Source organism: Maritimimonas sp. 2304DJ26-3 (genome assembly GCF_056591635.1).
Genome location: NZ_JBWQOK010000002.1, coordinates 120,866 through 139,068, shown reverse-complemented (window position 1 = coordinate 139,068; position 18,203 = coordinate 120,866). Strand labels below are relative to the sequence as shown.

Annotated in this window: 15 protein-coding genes and 2 tRNA genes; 5 read left to right on the top strand and 12 right to left on the bottom strand. The window is 31.9% G+C overall.

Annotation, left to right across the window (positions count from 1 at the left end; translation table 11 throughout):
* Positions 1-31: 31 nt before the first annotated feature.
* A complete protein-coding gene (locus tag AC1EUV_RS05485; RefSeq protein ID WP_480197678.1) occupies positions 32-529 on the top strand; it encodes a phosphoribosyltransferase family protein in 498 nt (165 codons plus the stop codon).
* Here the strand turns inward: AC1EUV_RS05485 and AC1EUV_RS05480 are convergent.
* Entirely contained in the window at positions 510-1,022 is a 513-nt protein-coding gene (locus AC1EUV_RS05480) for a shikimate kinase (protein WP_480197677.1), read from the bottom strand. The two genes, AC1EUV_RS05485 and AC1EUV_RS05480, sit on opposite strands and share 20 nt — an antisense overlap.
* A 111-nt stretch (positions 1,023-1,133) precedes the next feature.
* Here AC1EUV_RS05480 and AC1EUV_RS05475 point away from each other — a divergent pair.
* From AC1EUV_RS05475 to AC1EUV_RS05465, 3 genes are all read left to right on the top strand, one after another.
* Positions 1,134-1,206, top strand: a tRNA-Lys gene (locus tag AC1EUV_RS05475).
* Between the two features lie 62 nt (positions 1,207-1,268).
* Positions 1,269-1,352: transfer RNA gene (locus AC1EUV_RS05470), tRNA-Leu, on the top strand.
* A 94-nt stretch (positions 1,353-1,446) separates the two neighbouring features.
* Entirely contained in the window at positions 1,447-2,274 is an 828-nt protein-coding gene (locus AC1EUV_RS05465) for a carboxypeptidase-like regulatory domain-containing protein (protein WP_480197676.1), read from the top strand.
* A 46-nt stretch (positions 2,275-2,320) separates the two neighbouring features.
* Here the strand turns inward: AC1EUV_RS05465 and AC1EUV_RS05460 are convergent, their stop codons facing one another.
* The 4 genes from AC1EUV_RS05460 to AC1EUV_RS05445 form a co-directional block, all read right to left on the bottom strand.
* Positions 2,321-3,142: a prohibitin family protein gene (locus tag AC1EUV_RS05460; protein ID WP_480197675.1), complete on the bottom strand. Its 822-nt coding sequence runs from the start codon at positions 3,140-3,142 to the stop codon at positions 2,321-2,323.
* Between the two features lie 47 nt (positions 3,143-3,189).
* Positions 3,190-5,214: a VWA domain-containing protein gene (locus AC1EUV_RS05455; RefSeq protein WP_480197674.1), complete on the bottom strand. Its 2,025-nt coding sequence runs from the start codon at positions 5,212-5,214 to the stop codon at positions 3,190-3,192.
* A gap of 19 nt (positions 5,215-5,233) precedes the next feature.
* Entirely contained in the window at positions 5,234-5,980 is a 747-nt protein-coding gene (fabG, locus tag AC1EUV_RS05450) for a 3-oxoacyl-[acyl-carrier-protein] reductase (RefSeq protein ID WP_480197673.1), read from the bottom strand.
* 119 nt (positions 5,981-6,099) lie between these two features.
* Entirely contained in the window at positions 6,100-9,063 is a 2,964-nt protein-coding gene (locus AC1EUV_RS05445) for a M16 family metallopeptidase (RefSeq protein WP_480197672.1), read from the bottom strand.
* A 166-nt stretch (positions 9,064-9,229) separates the two neighbouring features.
* Here AC1EUV_RS05445 and AC1EUV_RS05440 point away from each other — a divergent pair, with 166 nt between their 5' ends.
* Entirely contained in the window at positions 9,230-11,161 is a 1,932-nt protein-coding gene (locus AC1EUV_RS05440) for a S9 family peptidase (RefSeq protein ID WP_480197671.1), read from the top strand.
* Between the two features lie 76 nt (positions 11,162-11,237).
* On the opposite strand, the gene sucD is transcribed toward AC1EUV_RS05440, so the two are convergent.
* The 7 genes from sucD to AC1EUV_RS05405 all read right to left on the bottom strand — a co-directional run bounded on the left by sucD (position 11,238) and on the right by AC1EUV_RS05405 (position 18,185).
* Positions 11,238-12,110, bottom strand: a complete 873-nt coding sequence (gene sucD, locus AC1EUV_RS05435) for a succinate--CoA ligase subunit alpha (RefSeq protein WP_480197670.1) — start codon at positions 12,108-12,110, stop codon at positions 11,238-11,240.
* 84 nt (positions 12,111-12,194) lie between these two features.
* Positions 12,195-13,133: a UDP-3-O-(3-hydroxymyristoyl)glucosamine N-acyltransferase gene (locus AC1EUV_RS05430; protein WP_480197669.1), complete on the bottom strand. Its 939-nt coding sequence runs from the start codon at positions 13,131-13,133 to the stop codon at positions 12,195-12,197.
* An 8-nt stretch (positions 13,134-13,141) separates the two neighbouring features.
* The gene (gene efp / locus AC1EUV_RS05425) at positions 13,142-13,711 is read right to left on the bottom strand and encodes an elongation factor P (RefSeq protein WP_480197668.1); all 570 of its coding nucleotides are present in this window, start codon (positions 13,709-13,711) and stop codon (positions 13,142-13,144) included.
* 9 nt (positions 13,712-13,720) lie between these two features.
* Positions 13,721-14,506, bottom strand: a complete 786-nt coding sequence (gene lpxA, locus AC1EUV_RS05420) for an acyl-ACP--UDP-N-acetylglucosamine O-acyltransferase (protein ID WP_480197667.1) — start codon at positions 14,504-14,506, stop codon at positions 13,721-13,723.
* A gap of 5 nt (positions 14,507-14,511) precedes the next feature.
* The gene (locus tag AC1EUV_RS05415) at positions 14,512-15,906 is read right to left on the bottom strand and encodes a bifunctional UDP-3-O-[3-hydroxymyristoyl] N-acetylglucosamine deacetylase/3-hydroxyacyl-ACP dehydratase (RefSeq protein WP_480197666.1); all 1,395 of its coding nucleotides are present in this window, start codon (positions 15,904-15,906) and stop codon (positions 14,512-14,514) included.
* Complete coding sequence (gene lpxD, locus AC1EUV_RS05410; RefSeq protein ID WP_480197665.1) at positions 15,906-16,940, bottom strand: UDP-3-O-(3-hydroxymyristoyl)glucosamine N-acyltransferase; 1,035 nt, start codon at positions 16,938-16,940, stop codon at positions 15,906-15,908. Before lpxD ends, AC1EUV_RS05415 begins: the two co-directional genes overlap by 1 nt.
* A gap of 42 nt (positions 16,941-16,982) precedes the next feature.
* Positions 16,983-18,185, bottom strand: a complete 1,203-nt coding sequence (locus AC1EUV_RS05405; RefSeq protein ID WP_480197664.1) for an HD domain-containing protein — start codon at positions 18,183-18,185, stop codon at positions 16,983-16,985.
* Positions 18,186-18,203 lie beyond the last annotated feature (18 nt).

The window sequence follows — 18,203 nt, the reverse complement described above, 5'->3', positions numbered from 1 at the left end:
TTTATATATTTGAAAAGTATAAAATGGCATAATGGAAAAATCTATCATTCTTACCAACGAGGAGATTCAACATAAAATTAGGCGTATTGCTTTTCAGATCTTCGAAAGTAATTCTAAAAACAAAAAAATAATTATTGCTGGAATTTCAGAGAACGGATTTGTATTGGCAAAGGAGTTAAAAAAAGTACTAGACAAAGTATCAGATTTAAATACTACACTTTGTGAGGTGAAAATTAATAAAACAAATCCATTAGAAGATATTACTACTTCTCTTTCTGAAGCCGATTATAAAAATGGTTCTTTAATTTTAGTCGATGACGTATTAAATTCTGGCACTACCCTTATGTATGCTATAAAACATTTTTTAAATGTTCCGCTAAAACAATTTAAAACTGCAGTTTTAGTAAATAGAAATCACAAGAAATATCCTGTTAAAGCCGATTTTAAGGGTATTAGCCTTTCTACTTCTTTACAAGAACATGTAACAGTAGAATTTGGTAAGAAGGAAGCTATAGCATATCTAACTTAATTTCTTTTATAATTTCTTCAACTTTTTTATCATCAATAGAAATTATTCTAGCGGCCTTTTCGTAAAATATAGAACGCTCAAATAAATGTTTAGCAATAAATTCTTTAAGTTGACTATTTTTTAGGTTTTTTATCAATGGCCGACCACTTTTTTCTTGAATTAATCTATCATACAAAGTGCCGATTGAAGCTTTAAGATATATTGAAAAAGTATTATCAATAATTAGATCAATATTATTTGCATAACAAGGTGTTCCACCACCAGCAGATAAGACGTAGTTTTCTTTAGTATTTACAATTTCTTTTAAGTACTTATTTTCTAATCGTCTAAAATAAATTTCACCTTTATCTTTAAAAATATTATTAATTGTATTTTCCTCTTTATCAGATATATAGCTATCTAAATCGATAAATTTATGTTCAATTTTTTCAGCCAAAGCTTTACCAATTGTGGTTTTACCACTACCCATATATCCCATTAAAATTATTTGCATAAAAAACTGATTTTTAGTTAACTAAAATACACGGCAAATATCGAATAAAAAATATTAATTTTTTACTTGTATAATTGATATTTGATAGTATATTTGCATCCGAAATTGATTGACCTGGTAGCTCAGTTGGTAGAGCATCTCCCTTTTAAGGAGAGGGTCCTGGGTTCGAGCCCCAGCCAGGTCACTTTCAAAGATTAAAAGTTAAGCAAATCGCTTAACTTTTTTTATTTTTGACCTCTTTTATTTGCGCGCATGGCGGAATTGGTAGACGCGCCAGCTTGAGGGGCTGGTATCTGTATAGATGTGGAAGTTCGAATCTTCTTGCGCGCACTTTGTAAGTTATCCTTATTTTATATACTAATATTCTGGTATCCTTTTTGTATTATTTTAACATATAATTAATCAAATATTAGTATCATTGCCCATGCAAAAACAGCTACTCTACTTTTTTATTCTCAGTATTATTTGTATAACTTCATATGCTCAGAGCACTATTAATCAAGACTCTATCGGAAAATTGAAAGGGAAAATTATTAGTGTAACCGATAAAAAGCCATTACAAAGCGCACATATTTTAAATCTAAATTCTGTGGTTGGTACTACTACCAATCGAGAAGGTTTATTTGAGATTACGGCCAAAGCCAATGATACTGTTTACATATCTTATATTGGATTTCAATCGATTAAATTAAAGGTAACTAATGACCTTTTAAAAGGGAATGAGCTGGTAATCTCTATTCACGAAAAGACATTAAATATTGATGAAGTTACTATAAAAGCTAATAAGTTAATAGGTGTTTTAGTTGTAGATGCTGCTAGTATACCATTGGATAAATTTAATAGAATTCATATTGAAGGTTTGCCACAAGCTTATGAGATTGGTAGACCATCAGCAAAAGAATACACGTCTGCTGTTAATGCAGTTTTTAATCCTATAGATTTTTGGTATAATAAGTTGGGAAAAGGGCCAAAAGAACTGCGTAAACTTAAAAAATTAAAGCAAGAGGATCAATTACGTGACATTATGGAAGAAAAGTTTAGTCGCGAGATTTTGATGGAATATATGGACATGAGCAGAAAGGATTTAAGTGATCTTCTTAAAGAATGTAACTATTCTAATAGATTCATTAAAAAAGCTAGTGATTTACAGGTTATTGAAGCTGTCTTAGAATGTTATGAAAGTTATAATGCGCTTAAGAAAGGTAAAGTGCAGAAAGATGTAATTCGGATAAATAATAACAAGCAAGGTTAATAAAAAAAACCAGCAAATCGGCTGGTTTTTTTTATCTCAAATTGTTTTAGTTATTGCCTAAAATAAGAGGCATACCATCTTTACCTCCAACAATCACAACTTTAGAGTTAGGTGATTGAGATAATCTTAATGTAGCATCGATACCTTTATCTTGTAAAATCTTATCGGTTAAAGATGCACTTAAAATTCTATTGGCATCAGCTTTACCTTGAGCTTCAATAATTACTTTTTCTGCTTCTTTTGCTGCTGTAACCAATCTAAATTCATACTCTAGAGATTCTTGTTCTTGCTTTAACTTACGTTCAATAGCTTCTTTAATGGTTGGAGGCAACGTTACATCTCTAACTAAAACCTCATTCAACTGTACGAATTGTTTTTCTAAAATCTTTTTAGTTTCTGCAAATATTTCATCTTGTATAGCATCTCGCTTACTTGAATATAGCTGTTCTGGAGTATATCTACCAACAACACTACGAGCAGCACTTCTAATAGCTGGCTGAATTACTCTTTGTAAATAGTTTTCGCCTAAACTTTGATGTAAGTTACCTAAATCTTCATAAACAGGTTGATACCATGCAGATGCATCAATCTGTATTTCTAATCCGTTAGAAGATAAAACTTTCATTTTTTCAAAGAGCTCTTGCTGTCTCACCTCATAAACATGCATATCATTCCATGGCGCTACTATATGAAAACCTTCTCCATAAGTTTTATCAGTCACAACTCCTCCACCAAAGGTTTTATATAAAACTCCAGCTTCACCAGAACCAATTGTAACAGCAGATTTAGTAAATAAAATAATGGAAAGGATTCCTAAAAATATAATTGGCAACCCTAGCTTTGGAAATTTTAATTGTGTATTACTCATTAGTTAAGTTTTTTGATTAGTGATCAAATGTACAACTTATTTGGCTTTTAAATTTTGCCATAATACTTTCTTATGAACCATTCTAAACTCAAAAAGAGTACAACAAAACCAAGTAGCCATTTCCAATTGATTAGTTGTGTCTGCTTTAAAGTGCTTTTTTGAATAGATTTATAACCGTCAGAATCTTTAAGTACATCTAGTAAATCTTTATAATTAGAATGATGATATGCTAAACCTCTGGAGTTAGTCGCTAATAGTTTTAAAGATTCTATATCTGCATAAGTAAACTGTTGTTCTATATTGTAATCTAATACTTTGAATAAACCACCTTTTTGTACATTTTGACCTTCAACTAAAACCGTAAAGTTATATTCACCACTAGTTAAACTAGGAATGGTGGCTTCATAGTACTGCTCGTTTAACCTAAAGGGAAGTTGTTGTCTAACATTGGTTTGATTATTTACCAAATTCAATGATAATTTTGCTCTATTATCTACATTATAATTGCTGTCAAAGTAAGTAGCTTCAATTTTTATAATATCATTTTGATAGACAATAGGTTGATAGCTTAGATCTAAACGACTTCCTTTTTTTTTAATAGATAAATATTGTACTAGTTTATTTATGAAGTTGTCAAAATTTGTAAATGCTTTATTTTGAGTATAAGAAAATGCTCTCCATTTCCAACTATTCTCACCTAATAGAATTGCTCCTCTCCTATCTTTATCTGAATAAGTGGCCAATAAAGGATTATTTACTTGTATACCATTTATACTTTGATACAATATAGTTTCAGAGGGAACATTAAATTTAATTTCGCCAAATTTTGATTGAAGGGGAGGAAGATCACTAAAATTAAGATCATCAACTACAAATGATGCATAACTAGTATTTAAAGTTGCTTGAAAATCTTCCGATTCATTGATTGTGCTTTTTGAAAAATCTCCTTGAATATTATTCAAAAAACTCCAATCTGTTTGGTTACCTGAGATGATAAAATAGTTACTATTCTCTTTAGTAAGTTCTTCAAATATAGTTTGAAAATTTTGGTTGGGTTGATATAATATAACAAGCTGATAATCTTTAGATTCAAAAGAATCACTTGTGTTAATTATCTCAACTTTGCGTTGCTTATTGGCTTCTATTGAGCGCTTTAGCATTCCTAAATCTGGATGTACTATACCGCTTACTAAAGCTATTTTTGATTGTTCATTGATAACTTCTACAACAAAATTCTTTCTATTATTAATTGCATTTAATTCGTTATTAAGTTTCGAAACTCTAATATTATAATTTAATACTCCTACTCTCTCAGCTGTTAAATTAAAACTTACTTTTTCTGAATTTTTATTCTTAGAAAGAGAAATAGTCTTTCTAAACACGGTTGAATTTCCTTGTCTAACAGTAAAATTGGTAGTAATATTTTTATCTCCATTATAATTTACAAATGCTTCTACTGGAAAATAATTATTTAGAAAACTATATTTATTTACGTTTAATTTGGAAATTTTAATATCCTCTTTTGGAATTGTATCACCAACTGCAATTGGGTAAATAGTTGACTTTGATCTATAAAAAGAATAATCTGAACCTAAGGTCTGATTACCATCTGTAACTAAAAGTATTGATGAATTATCATCTTTATACAAATTATCAATTGACTGTAAGGCATCTAATATATTGGTGCTATTAGAAGTGAAGTTTAAAGAATCTAGCTCTTTAGTGTCTTCGGCGAAAGCGAAATAATTTATATCAAACTTTTGATTTAAATCATCGTCAGTTTTAATAGCTTCAAAAATTTCATTTACTTGAGTACCGTTTTTAAGGAATTCTATCGATGATGAATTATCAACTGCAACAAGTAACTTAGGTTTTACAGTTTCTAGTTGCTGACTTTCTATTGTGGGATTAATAATTAAAAGGAATATAGAAAATAAAGCTAAGAAGCGTAAAAAAGTTAGCAATATCGTAATTCGAGATCGTGATTTAGACTTATAAAAGTATTGAAAAACTGCAATTGCCAAAGCGACAATTGCAGCTAAAATAATGTATAAATACGTTGTTGTATCCAAATCTAAATATATACTACTCTTAGGTTAGCATTCCGCCATCAACATTTAAGGTTTGACCAGTAATATAGCTAGACATATCTGATGCCAAGAAAACACAAGCATTAGCAATATCTTCTGGAGTACCACCACGCTTTAAGGGAATGGCATCTCTCCAACTCTGAACAGTCTCTTCAGGTAAGGCTCCTGTCATTTCCGTCTCAATAAAACCAGGAGCAATTACATTACTTCTAATATTTCTAGACCCTAGCTCTAACGCAACAGATTTAGAAAAGCCTATGATTCCTGCTTTAGAAGCAGCATAATTAGCCTGACCAGCATTTCCTTTAACACCAACTACAGAACTCATATTTATAATGGAGCCAGCTCTTTGTTTCATCATGGGCCGTATAACCGCCTTAGTTAAATTAAAAACAGATTTTAAATTAACTTCAATAACCTTATCAAAATCTTCTTCGGAAATGCGCATTAGTAAATTGTCTTTTGTAATACCAGCATTATTGATAAGTACATCAATAGAACCAAACTCTTCTAGTACATTTTTAGCTAATTCTTGAGCGGCATTAAATTCAGCAGCATTTGATTGATATCCTTTAGCTTTTACACCATGTGATTGTAATTCTTTTTCTAAAGCATTTGCAGCATCTATAGAAGAGCTAAATGTAAAAGCAACATTGGCTCCATTTTTTGCAAAAACTTCAGCGATACCTTTACCAATACCACGTGTTGCTCCTGTGATTAAAGCAGTTCTATTTTCGAGTAATTTCATTTGATTTGTTAATTTAATAAGATTCAAATATAATAATTTCTATTCGAGAGATTGATTAAAAAAACCATCATTATGTAGAATAACAATGGTTCTTTAATCAACGGGAAACTAAAATCAAACTATAGTTTTATATCTGTATTCTTATAATTGAATAGATAATCTACATCTAATTCAGTTACTTTACCTAATTTCTTTAAGGCTTCCATCTGTATATCTTTCTTATTACCAATTACCAATGCAGTATATTTATTTCCTTTAATATTTTCATCAAAGAATTTTGCCAGATCGTCTAATGTTATATTTTGAACTTCTTTAAAGATTTCTTCTCTATTATCATAATCAATACCTCTATCCTTTAGGTTTTCATAAGTCCAAAAAATATTAGATTTTGTAATGCGCTCTGCCGCTAGCTTTTTTAATACAGACTCTTTAGCAGCATTAAATTGCTTCTCGGCTTTTGGCATATCATTCATTAATTCTAACATAGCTTCAACTGCTTGTGGTAATTTATTTGCCTGTGTACCTACATAAGCGTAAACGTAGTTAGAATCATCTTTCTTCTTAGCATTAGAATACGCCGAGAAAGCGGAATATGCTAATGATTTAGACTCTCTTATCTCTTGAAAAACAATTGACGATAAACCACTACCAAAATATGCATTAAAAACTCTAGATAGTGCTAGCTTTTTTGGGTCAAATTGTTCACCTTTAGCTACAAATACCAATTCTGATTGCACCATGTCGTAGTCTGTAAAATATACTTGATCACCCGTTTCCTTTTCTTCATATTTAATAGGTGTTGGGTATTCTTTTAAATCATCTGGCAAAATATGTGAGTTATTCATTGCAGTTACTACTGCATCAACATCTTTACCATAGTAGAACACACGCTGTTTATAATTTTTTAAATCTTTAACTAAGTTTACTAGATCATTAGGGTCCATTGATTTTAACTCCTCAGCTGTATAGATATTTCTCAAACGAGAATTCTCTCCGTACTTACCAAAATTGAATAAACCATTCCAAAGAATATTACCTTTTTGAGTTTTATTATCTGTACGATCTTTTAATATTTTGGCTACATACTTATCATAAGATTCCTGATCAGCCTCAGCATTGCTCCATAATTTTTCTAGTAATTCTAATCCTTTAGGTAAGTTTTCTTTTAGACCTGAAATGAAAACATACGATTTATCACCATCCGTTTGAACACCATAAGAGATTCCTAACTTATAAAATTCTTTTTTGAGTTCTTCAGGTGATAGTTCATCCGTGCCTAAAAAATCTAAATAACCAACAGCCAATGACAATTGTTTATTATGATCTCTACCCATGTCAAAAATGATATTTAAATCGAAAAGGTCGTTGTTTTTATTGTTTACATAGGCAACTTCAAGCCCATTTTTAAGTTTAGATTTCTTAATTTCATTTTTATAATCTACAAAAAGTGGCTTCAAATTTTCAGAAACTTGCGCATTGAAATTTTGAACATATTCTGACTGAATATCTCTATTTACTTTAACAGGAGTAATACCAGGATTTTCTACTTTAACTATGCTCTTGTCTTCACCTTTTCTTTTGTAAACAACTACATAATTATCTTTGTAAAATTTATTAGCAAAATCGACTACTTCTTGTTTTGTAATCTTTTTCAGGTCATCTAAAAACTGCACTCTACTTTTCCAGTCTTGACGATGTATAAAAGCATTATAATAAGCAGTTGCTAAAGCTGAATTACTTTCATATTGCTTGGTTTGAGAAAGTTTTAAATCATTAACAACGGCATCTAGCATCCATTCTTCAAATTCTCCTTTTTTTATCTTTTCAATTTGTTCTAACATTAAATCTTTTACTTCTTCTAAAGTCTGACCTTCTTTTGGAGTTCCATCCATATTATGCAAACCATAGTCGTTAAAGAAAATGGTAAAAGAGCCTGCTCTTTGCACCTTTTGCTGTTGATTTAAGTTTAAGTCAAATAAACCAGCTTGACTGTTAGCAAGAAGCATATCTACAAGCGTCACTAACTTTTCTTCTTCACTACCAATAGCACCTGTTCTAAATGTAATAGACATATTTTCTGCTGTAGGTCCAAATACTTCTTTTATGACAGGAGCAGTAATTGGAGCTTCCTTTGGTAATTCAGGATGGATTACTTCCTTATTCTCTAATTTACCAAAGCTTTCGTCTACCATTTTGATAGTTTTATCAAAATCTAAATCACCAACTAAAACCATCGCCATATTATTTGGGACATAATATTTGTTAAAATAGCCATGTATTGCCACCATTGAGGGATTCTTTAAATGCTCAGAAGTACCAATAGTAGTTTGCTGTCCATAAGGATGTGTTGGAAAAAGGCCATCAAGCATTGATGCAAATTTTTTGCGAAAATCGTTGTCTTGACCTCTGTTGAATTCTTCATATACAGCTTCTAACTCTGTGTGAAATAAGCGAAGTACTAATTGACTAAAACGTTCTCCTTCTAAATCCAACCATTTTTTTAATTCATTTGCTGGTATTTTATTATGGTATACTGTTTCTTCTACCCAAGTATGCGCATTTGTTCCTTGAGAGCCGAGAGAAGCAGTCATTTTATCGTATTCATTAGCAATAGAATAGTTTGATGCTTCTAAAGAAACTTGATCTATAGTTTTATAAATTTCTTTTTTCTTTTCGGCATCATTTTCTAACCTATGTTGCTCATACAAATCTGAAATTTTAGACAGGTATTCTTTTTCTCTCTCCCAATCAGCAGTACCGAACTCATCAGTTCCTTTAAACACCATGTGCTCTAAATAGTGAGCCAACCCTGTTGCTTCTTTTGGGTCATAGTTAGAACCAGCTCTAACTGCTATATAGGTCTGAATTTTAGGTTCATCAGTATTCTTACTTAGATATACTTTAAAGCCATTATCTAAAGTATATAGTCTTAACCCCGTTGGATCATTTGTAACTGTTTCATATTTATAGCCGTTGGCATCAGTCTGTAACTCTGCTATAATTGATTTACTATCAACAGTATTCTTGCAGCTTGCTAAAGCAATAAAAACTATTAACATAGCTAGAATTTTAATTTTTCTCATCGTGATAAATTAATGATTTTTAAAAAAAGTTTTCCAAATATAATTAACTGCATATGGTTAAATGAATTAACTCCGTTAATTAATAAAATTTTAACAAAAATTAGTTTTCATGTAACTTTATCAAGAAATGGTCGTCAAGTAAGTATTAACTATAATAATTCAATTCATGAAAAAACTAGCAATGCTATTGCTGTTATCTGTATTTGTAATAGCATGTAAAAACTCAAAAGACGACAAACCTGTCGCAATGAAACCAGCTCCAAAAATTCCAGTTGAGGATTTCTTTAAGAATTCTGAAAAAAGAACATTCCGTCTCTCTCCAAATGGAGAATATGTTGCTTACATGGCTCCATATAAGGATAGAATGAATATTCATGTTCGCAAATTTGATAGTGATTCTGTTACTCGAGTTACAAGTGTAGAAGACCGCGATCTTTCCGGTTATTTTTGGGCAAATAATGATCGTTTGGTTTATATACGTGATAAAGGAGGAAATGAGAATTTTCACCTTTTTGCAGTAAACAAAGACGGCTCTAATGAAAAAGACTTAACTCCATTTGATGGTGTCCGTGCTCAGATCATCGACGACCTTGAAGAAAATCAGGAAGAAATGATCATTGGTCTTAATAAAAGAATTCCACAAGTATTTGATCCGTATAGATTGAATATTAATACGGGTGAAATGGAATTGATATATGAAAACCCGGGTAATATAACCGGTTGGGGTACTGATCATGATGGTAAGTTGCGTTTAGCATATGTTACAAATGGTGTAGATAATACTATTATGTACAGAGAAGCAGAAGACAAGCCTTTTGCTGAAGTTATTACTACTAATTTTAAGGAAACATTAGCTCCTCAATTTTTTGATTTTGACAATGGTAATACTGTTTATGCAGTATCTAACTTAGGAAGAGATAAAGCGGCAATTGTAAAATATGACCTTAAAGAAAATAAAGAAGTAGAAGAAATTTTTATTAATGATGAAGTAGATGCAGGAGGAATATCTTACTCTTCTAAAAGAAAAGTGCCTACAGTAATAAATTTCACTAAAGATAAATTGAATAGAAAATTTTTGGATAAAGAAGCTGAAGATATCTTTAAGAAATTAGAGGTTGAATTAGGTTCTAATAATGAGTATTATGTTACTTCAAGTAACAAAGAAGAAGATAAGTTTTTAATTTATGCAGGGAATGATAAAACTAGAGGTAGTTATTATTATTATGATAAAGCGTCAGGTGATGTAAAGCATATGGCAGATTTAAGTCCATGGATTAAATCTGAGCAAATGGCTGAAATGAAGCCTATCTCCTACACTTCTAGAGATGGATTAAAAATTAATGGTTATTTAACTTTGCCAATAGGAGTCGAAGCTAAAAATCTCCCTGTAGTAATTAATCCACATGGTGGTCCTTGGGCACGTGATAATTGGGGATATAATCCAGAAGTTCAGCTATTAGCAAATAGAGGTTATGCCGTCCTTCAAATGAATTTTAGAGGTTCTACGGGTTACGGCAAAGAATTCTGGGAAAGCTCATTTAAAAAATGGGGGCAAGAAATGCAGAATGATATTACTGATGGTGTGAAATGGTTAATAGATGAAGGCATTGCTGACCCTAAACGTGTTGCTATTTATGGTGGTAGCTATGGCGGTTATGCAACCTTAGCTGGTATTACAAACACTCCAGATTTATATGCAGCAGCGGTAGATTATGTTGGTGTATCTAATCTTTTTACTTTTATGGAAACTATCCCTCCATATTGGGAACCTTATAAGAAAATGTTATATGAAATGGTCGGAGATCCAAGTACTAAGGATAGCATTATGATGAAAGCAAATAGTCCTGTATTTCATGTAGATAAAATTAAAGCTGCATTATTTATTGCACAAGGCGCTAATGATCCTCGTGTTGTTCAAGCTGAATCTGATCAAATGGTTGAAGCTTTGAAGAAAAACGGCGTAACTGTTCAATACATGCTAAAAGAAAATGAAGGGCATGGGTTTAGAAATCAAGAGAACCGTTTTGATTTCTATAACGCAATGACTGAGTTTCTTGATAAGAATATGAAAGAAAAGCCAGAAGAAATCAAAACCTGATTCCTTTTAGTTTTATTAGTTAACGAAAAAGCCTGTCGATTGACAGGCTTTTTATTTTATAAAATTTATAGGATAATTATCCTATAACTTCAGCTACTTTCTTACCAATCTCAGCTGGCGAACTTACTACATGTATACCATTTGCAGCTAAAATTTCCATTTTTGCCTGTGCAGTATCATCTTTACCGCCTACAATCGCTCCTGCATGTCCCATAGTTCTACCAGCAGGTGCAGTTTGCCCCGCGATAAATCCTACAACTGGTTTTCTATTACCATCAGCTTTGATCCATTTAGCAGCATCAGCTTCAAGCTGACCACCTATTTCACCAATCATTACAATACAATCTGTAGCATCATCGTTCATTAGCATTTCTACAGCCTCTTTTGTAGTAGTGCCAATAATAGGATCACCGCCAATACCAATAGCAGTAGTGATACCTAAACCTTGTTTTACAACTTGATCAGCAGCTTCATATGTTAATGTGCCAGATTTAGAAACAATACCAACATTTCCTTTTTTGAAAACAAATCCTGGCATAATACCAACTTTTGCTTCATCTGGAGTAATTACGCCAGGACAATTAGGTCCTACCAAACGACAATCTCTATCGGCAATGTATGCTTTTACTTTAACCATATCCGCAACAGGAATTCCTTCGGTAATACAGATAATTACTTTAATTCCTGCATCAGCAGCTTCCATAATAGCATCCGCTGCAAAAGCCGGTGGTACAAAAATAATACTTGTATTAGCATCAGCTTTTTCTACAGCTTCTGCAACTGTATTAAAAACAGGTTTGTCTAAATGTGTTTGTCCGCCTTTACCTGGCGTTACACCACCAACAACATTGGTACCATACTCTATCATTTGGCCAGCATGAAACGTACCTTCGCTACCTGTAAAACCCTGAACAATGATTTTTGAATTTTTATCTACTAAAACACTCATTGTGATTTATATATTTTAAATTGATTAGTTATCTTAAATAAAACTTAGCAAAAATAATTTTTTAAAAGTGATTGCAAAAGTCTTTTAAGATATATTATTTACTTTTTCAATAATTTGAGGTAAGACCTTAATACCTGCCAATTCTCTATATTTTTTTCGAGCTTCATCACATGGCGAACCAAAATAAGCTTTGCCACCATCTAGATCTCTACCAACACCAGATTGAGCATATACTACTGCTCCTCTACCTATAGTAACGCCACTAATAACTCCAACTTGACCCCAAAGCGTTACTTCATCTTCTAAAACTGTACAGCCAGCTATGCCAACATGAGACGCAATCAAACATCTTCTACCAACAATAGTATCATGAGCAATCTGCACTTGATTGTCAATTTTTGTCCCTTCTTTTATTGTTGTGTTACTCGTAACTCCTCGATCTATAGTGCACGAAGCACCAATTTCTACATTATCTTCTATAAGTACGCTTCCGCTGGATTGCAATTTATCGAAACCTTCTTCTCTTTTCTTATAATAAAAAGCGTCTGCTCCAAGTACAGTTCCTGAATGAATAATTACATTATCTCCTAGGATACAATCATCATAAATTGATACATTGGGATGGATAAGGCAGTTACTACCAATAGATACATTATTACCAATAAATACATTGGGCTGAATTACTGTCCCCTCACCTATCTTAGCTGAAGTAGCTATGGATTTATCAGCGCTTTTAAAAGGATTAAAATGAGATGTTAGTTTATTAAAATCTCTAAATGGATCATCAGAAATCAATAAGGCCTTACCTTCAGGACATTTAACCTTTTTATTAATTAGTATAATTGTAGCAGCGGACTCAAGTGCTTTATCATAATATTTAGGATGATCTACAAAAACAATATCACCAGGTTCAACGACATGAATTTCATTCATTCCTAAAACTGAAAAATTTTCATCTCCAACAAATTCAGAATCAATTAATTTTGATACTTCTTTTAAAGTGTAAGTTCTAGAAAATTTCATTTAGCAAATTATTCTTTTACACGTTCTTGATACGTACCTTTTTCAGTTTCAATTTTAACTTTATCACCTTCATTAATAAATAAAGGAACATTTACTCTAGCACCAGTTTCTACAGTTGCAGGCTTAGTTGCGTTAGTGGCAGTATTACCTTTCACACCAGGTTCTGTGTGCGTAACTTCTAAAATAACACTAGCAGGCATTTCTACGGCCAAAGGAATTTCATCCGCAGCTCTTACAATAACAGTGACTACTTCACCTTCTTTCATTAATTCTGGAGCGTCCAATATATCCTTTTGAAGCTGAATCTGAGTATAATCAGAATTATTCATAAAATGATAAGTAGTCTCTCCTTCACTGTACAAATACTGATATTTACGTGTTTCTACACGAACTTCTTCAATTTTATGACCTGCAGAAAAAGTATTATCTATTACTTTACCTGTTGTCAAACTTTTCAATTTTGTTCTAACAAAAGCTGGACCTTTACCAGGTTTGACATGTTGAAACTCAATAATCTTATATGTATCATTATTATAGACTATACAAAGTCCTTTTTTTATATCCGATGTGTTTGCCATCTAATTCTTTTAATTTGATTTAAAATATCCTTTCATAATACCTCTCTGTGAGTTTTTAATAAACTCTAGTATCTCATCTCTCTCTGAAGTTGCCTCCATTTCTGCTTCAATTATTGAAGCAGCTTGTGTATTATTATAGCTCTTTTGGTATAGAATTCTATAAATATTCTGTATCTCTCTAATTTTTTCTGTAGTAAATCCTCTCCTACGTAATCCAACAGAATTGATTCCCACGTAAGACAAAGGTTCTCTAGCTGCTTTTACATATGGAGGAATGTCTTTTCTAACCAAAGACCCTCCGGTAACAAAAGCATGATTACCTACAGATGCAAATTGATGAACAGCAACCATACCAGCTAACACTACATTATTACCAACTGTAACATGTCCGGCCAAGGTCGAATTATTAGAAAAAATACAACTGTCTCCTACAACACAATCATGACCAACATGGCAATACGCCATAATTAAACAATTATCACCAATTACTGTTTTTAGGCGATCATTTGTTCCTCTATTTATAGTAACACATTCTCTAATAGTGACATTATCGCCTATTTCTACGGTGGTATCTTCACCATCGTATTTAAGATCTTGAGGTATAGCAGAAATTACAGCTCCTGGAAATATTCTACAATTTTTCCCTATACGAGCACCGTCCATAATGGTCACATTAGATCCAATCCAAGTACCAGACCCTATTGTTACATTATGATGAATTGTTGCAAAAGGTTCTACAACTACATTAGTTGCAATTTTTGCACTTGGGTGTATATAAGCTAGTGGTTGATTCATAATGTTTAATCGGTTCTTTTGGCTATCTGAGCCATAAGTTCAGCCTCAGTTACTAATTTACCATTAGCATATGCGTAAGCTTGCATATGACAAATTCCTCTTCTAATTGGCGAAAGTAACTCTAACTTAAAAACCAAAGTATCACCCGGAGTTACTTGTTGTTTAAAACGCACCTTGTCAATTTTAATGAAATATGTTAAGTAATTCTCAGGATCTGATACAGTACTTAATACTAAAATACCACCAGCCTGTGCCATGGCTTCAATTTGTAAAACACCAGGCATTACAGGTGCTCCAGGAAAGTGACCAACAAAGAACGGTTCGTTCATTGTTACATTTTTCATACCTACAACATGTTTATCAGATAATTCGATAATTCGATCTACCAATAAAAAAGGTGGCCTATGTGGAAGCATTTTCATGATTTGATTCACATCCATTAAAGGTTCAGAATTCAAATCAAATTTTGGCACTTTATTGCGCTTCTCAATCTTGATTAACTTGGCCAGTTTTTTTGCAAATTGTGTATTAACTCCATGGCCTGGTTTGTTTGCTATTACTTTTCCGCGAAAGCGTGTACCAACTAATGCTAAATCACCAATAACATCTAATAATTTGTGTCTAGCAGCTTCATTTGGCCAATGCAAGGTTAGATTATCTAATATGCCATTTGGTTTAACAGCTACATTATCTTTCTTAAATGCTACACGTAATTTCTCCATAGTTTCTACAGATAATGGCTTATCTACATACACTATAGCATTATTTAAATCACCTCCTTTTATAAGGTCATTATCTAAAAGCATTTCGATTTCATGTAAAAAACTGAACGTTCTTGCATCAGCTATTTCACTTTTAAAATTTGAAATGTGCTCTAAAGTTGCATTTTGTGTGCCTAACACTTTAGTACCAAAATCTACCATTGTAGTAACTTGGTATTCGTCAGAAGGCATTAGAATAATTTCACTTCCAGTAGCTTCATCCTTGTAAGAAATAACCTCTTTAACTACATATTCTTCTATTTCAGCTTCTTGTTCTTGTACACCTACTTTTTCTAGTGCCTCTATAAAGAATTTAGAAGAACCATCCATAATTGGTGGTTCAGGTGCATCTAATTCAATAGCAATATTGTCAATTCCTAAACCTACAACTGCAGCTAATACATGTTCAGATGTATTTATTTTTACACCATTTTTTTCAAGATTAGTGCCTCTTTGGGTATCAGTAACGTAATCTGCTTTAGCTTCAATAATCGGACTTCCTTCTAAGTCTGTCCTTATAAATGCATAGCCATGGTTTTCAGGAGCTGGCTTAAATGTCAATTTCACTTCTTTACCAGTATGCAAACCAACACCTGAAAGAGAAATTTCTTTTTGAATTGTTTTTTGTTTGGTACTCATTAAACCTTTTCTTGTTCTTTTAATTTCTTTTCTAATTCGTAGACTTTATCTGCTAATCTCGTTAAATTCTTAAAATGAACATACGATTTATTATAATCAGAATATGGAAGCGCTGGGCTACCTTGTACAGTTTCATTATCCTTAAGGTTTCGACCTATACCAGACTGAGCTTGTATTCGAACATTATCGCCAATAATTAGATGACCAGCAATACCAACTTGACCTCCTATTTGACAGCTCTTACCAATTTTAGATGAGCCTGCAATACCAGTTTGTGCTGCAATTACTGTATTCTCATCTATTTCTACGTTATGAGCTATTTGAATTTGATTATCAAGTTTTACTCCTTTTCGTATAATAGTAGATCCTAAGGTAGCTCTATCTATAGTTGTACCAGAGCCGATATCTACATTACTTTCTATAACTACGTTTCCTGTCTGTGGAACTTTATTATAAATACCATTTTCATCAGGAACGAAACCAAATCCATCACATCCAATAATAACACCAGAATGTATTGTGCACTGATTACCAATTTGAGATTCCGAATAAATCTTAGCGCCAGCAAAAATCATAGTATTATCACCAATTGTGACATTATCGCCAATGAAAACATTCGGATAAATCTTAACATTATCTCCTATAATAACATTATCACCTATATAAGAAAAAGCACCTAAGTAAACTTGATTTCCAATTTTAGCTGAATCACTAATATGGTTAGGAGTTTCAATACCTGTCTTATTTAATTTTACCTGATTATAAAATTCTAATAATTTAGAAAATGCCTTATAAGAATCTTCAACTTTTATTAAGGTTGTGTTGATTTCTTTTTCTGGAACAAAAGTACTATTAACAATTGCAACAGAAGCATTAGTAGTATATAAAAAAGGTGTGTATTTAGGGTTTGAAAGAAAGGTCAACGAGCCTTTTTCTCCCTCTTCAATTTTAGAAAGTTTACTAACTTCTTCATCTGGGTTACCAACAACCTCTCCTTCTAAAATATCTGAGATTTGTTTTGCTGTAAATTTCATTCCTGCAAAAGTAAAAAAAATAACGCAATAATTATATGTGTCTTATTTTGGGTAATAGATGAAATTTTTGGTAACCGTTTTGGTTAATGCTTTAATATTGAGATGATCAGATACTTCAACAATATCTGCTATTTTATTCTTCTTAAATTTAATATTAATAGGGTATTTTTCTTTACTATATGCCTGATTACTTATTGTTCCTTTATGGATAAAATAAGGTAGTTCATCTAATGTCATTTGATACTTCTCTCCTACCATCTTTAATTTAGACTGAAATGACGCTTTTGATATCTCTTCATTCTGAATAATGACCTTAGGTAGATTCCGATTGATAATTGATTTGCACAGCTCCGAAAGAACTTTATCATCATGGTTCATCCAAGCTTTTATTGAGCTAACAATATCATAATCATCTAGCTTTGAAAAAATTTCAAGAGATTTAGAATCAAAATCTACATCATTATTTATGAGATAATTTAGATTGTCGCTAATAGATAAATCTTTTTCTTTGATACTTAATTCTTTCGCTCTTTTTAAAATATTTACTAAAATATTTTCTGCTACTAAACTTGTTTTATGTAGATACACCATCCAATACATTAACCTGCGAGCTACAATAAATTTCTCTACAGAATAAATTCCTTTTTTATCAACTACTAAATTCTCATCTACAACGTCTAACATAGTAATTAAACGCTCAGAATTAATATTACCTTCAGTTACTCCACTATAAAAGCTATCTCTTTTTAAATAATCTAAACGATCTATATCTAACTGACTAGCTATTAATTGACAAAAGAAAGGTCGCTCATATTCACCTTTAAACATTTTAATAGCTAACTTTAACTTCCCATCAAACTGATCATTTAATTCTTCCATGAATTTTAATGAAATCGATTCATGATGTACACTTTTTACCAAACTATGCTCCAATGTGTGCGAAAATGGCCCATGGCCAATATCGTGCAGTAAAATGGCAATCTGTAGAGCTTCACTTTCTTCTATAGAAATACTTACTTTTTTTACCCGTAGCACCTCTATAGTCTTTTGCATTAAAAACAGGCATCCAAGAGCGTGTTCGAAGCGAGTATGATGCACACCTGGATATACTAAATAAGACAATCCCATCTGCGAAATTCGCCTTAATCTCTGAAAATAAGGGTGTTCTATAATATCAAAAATTAATGCATTTTGTATTGGAATAAATCCGTAAATTGGGTCGTTAAAAATTTTGAGCTTTTTCAAAAAAAGTAGTTTTAATTA

Bases quoted from the DNA above. Each gene is read 5' to 3' on its own strand.
- AC1EUV_RS05485 (WP_480197678.1), top strand. From the start codon at position 32: ATGGAAAAATCTATCATTCTTACCAACGAGGAGATTCAACATAAAATT.
- AC1EUV_RS05480 (WP_480197677.1), bottom strand. From the start codon at position 1,022: ATGCAAATAATTTTAATGGGATATATGGGTAGTGGTAAAACCACAATT.
- AC1EUV_RS05465 (WP_480197676.1), top strand. From the start codon at position 1,447: ATGCAAAAACAGCTACTCTACTTTTTTATTCTCAGTATTATTTGTATA.
- AC1EUV_RS05460 (WP_480197675.1), bottom strand. From the start codon at position 3,142: ATGAGTAATACACAATTAAAATTTCCAAAGCTAGGGTTGCCAATTATA.
- fabG (WP_480197673.1), bottom strand. From the start codon at position 5,980: ATGAAATTACTCGAAAATAGAACTGCTTTAATCACAGGAGCAACACGT.
- AC1EUV_RS05445 (WP_480197672.1), bottom strand. From the start codon at position 9,063: ATGAGAAAAATTAAAATTCTAGCTATGTTAATAGTTTTTATTGCTTTA.
- AC1EUV_RS05440 (WP_480197671.1), top strand. From the start codon at position 9,230: ATGAAAAAACTAGCAATGCTATTGCTGTTATCTGTATTTGTAATAGCA.
- sucD (WP_480197670.1), bottom strand. From the start codon at position 12,110: ATGAGTGTTTTAGTAGATAAAAATTCAAAAATCATTGTTCAGGGTTTT.
- AC1EUV_RS05430 (WP_480197669.1), bottom strand. From the start codon at position 13,133: ATGAAATTTTCTAGAACTTACACTTTAAAAGAAGTATCAAAATTAATT.
- efp (WP_480197668.1), bottom strand. From the start codon at position 13,711: ATGGCAAACACATCGGATATAAAAAAAGGACTTTGTATAGTCTATAAT.
- lpxA (WP_480197667.1), bottom strand. From the start codon at position 14,506: ATGAATCAACCACTAGCTTATATACACCCAAGTGCAAAAATTGCAACT.
- AC1EUV_RS05415 (WP_480197666.1), bottom strand. From the start codon at position 15,906: ATGAGTACCAAACAAAAAACAATTCAAAAAGAAATTTCTCTTTCAGGT.
- lpxD (WP_480197665.1), bottom strand. From the start codon at position 16,940: ATGAAATTTACAGCAAAACAAATCTCAGATATTTTAGAAGGAGAGGTT.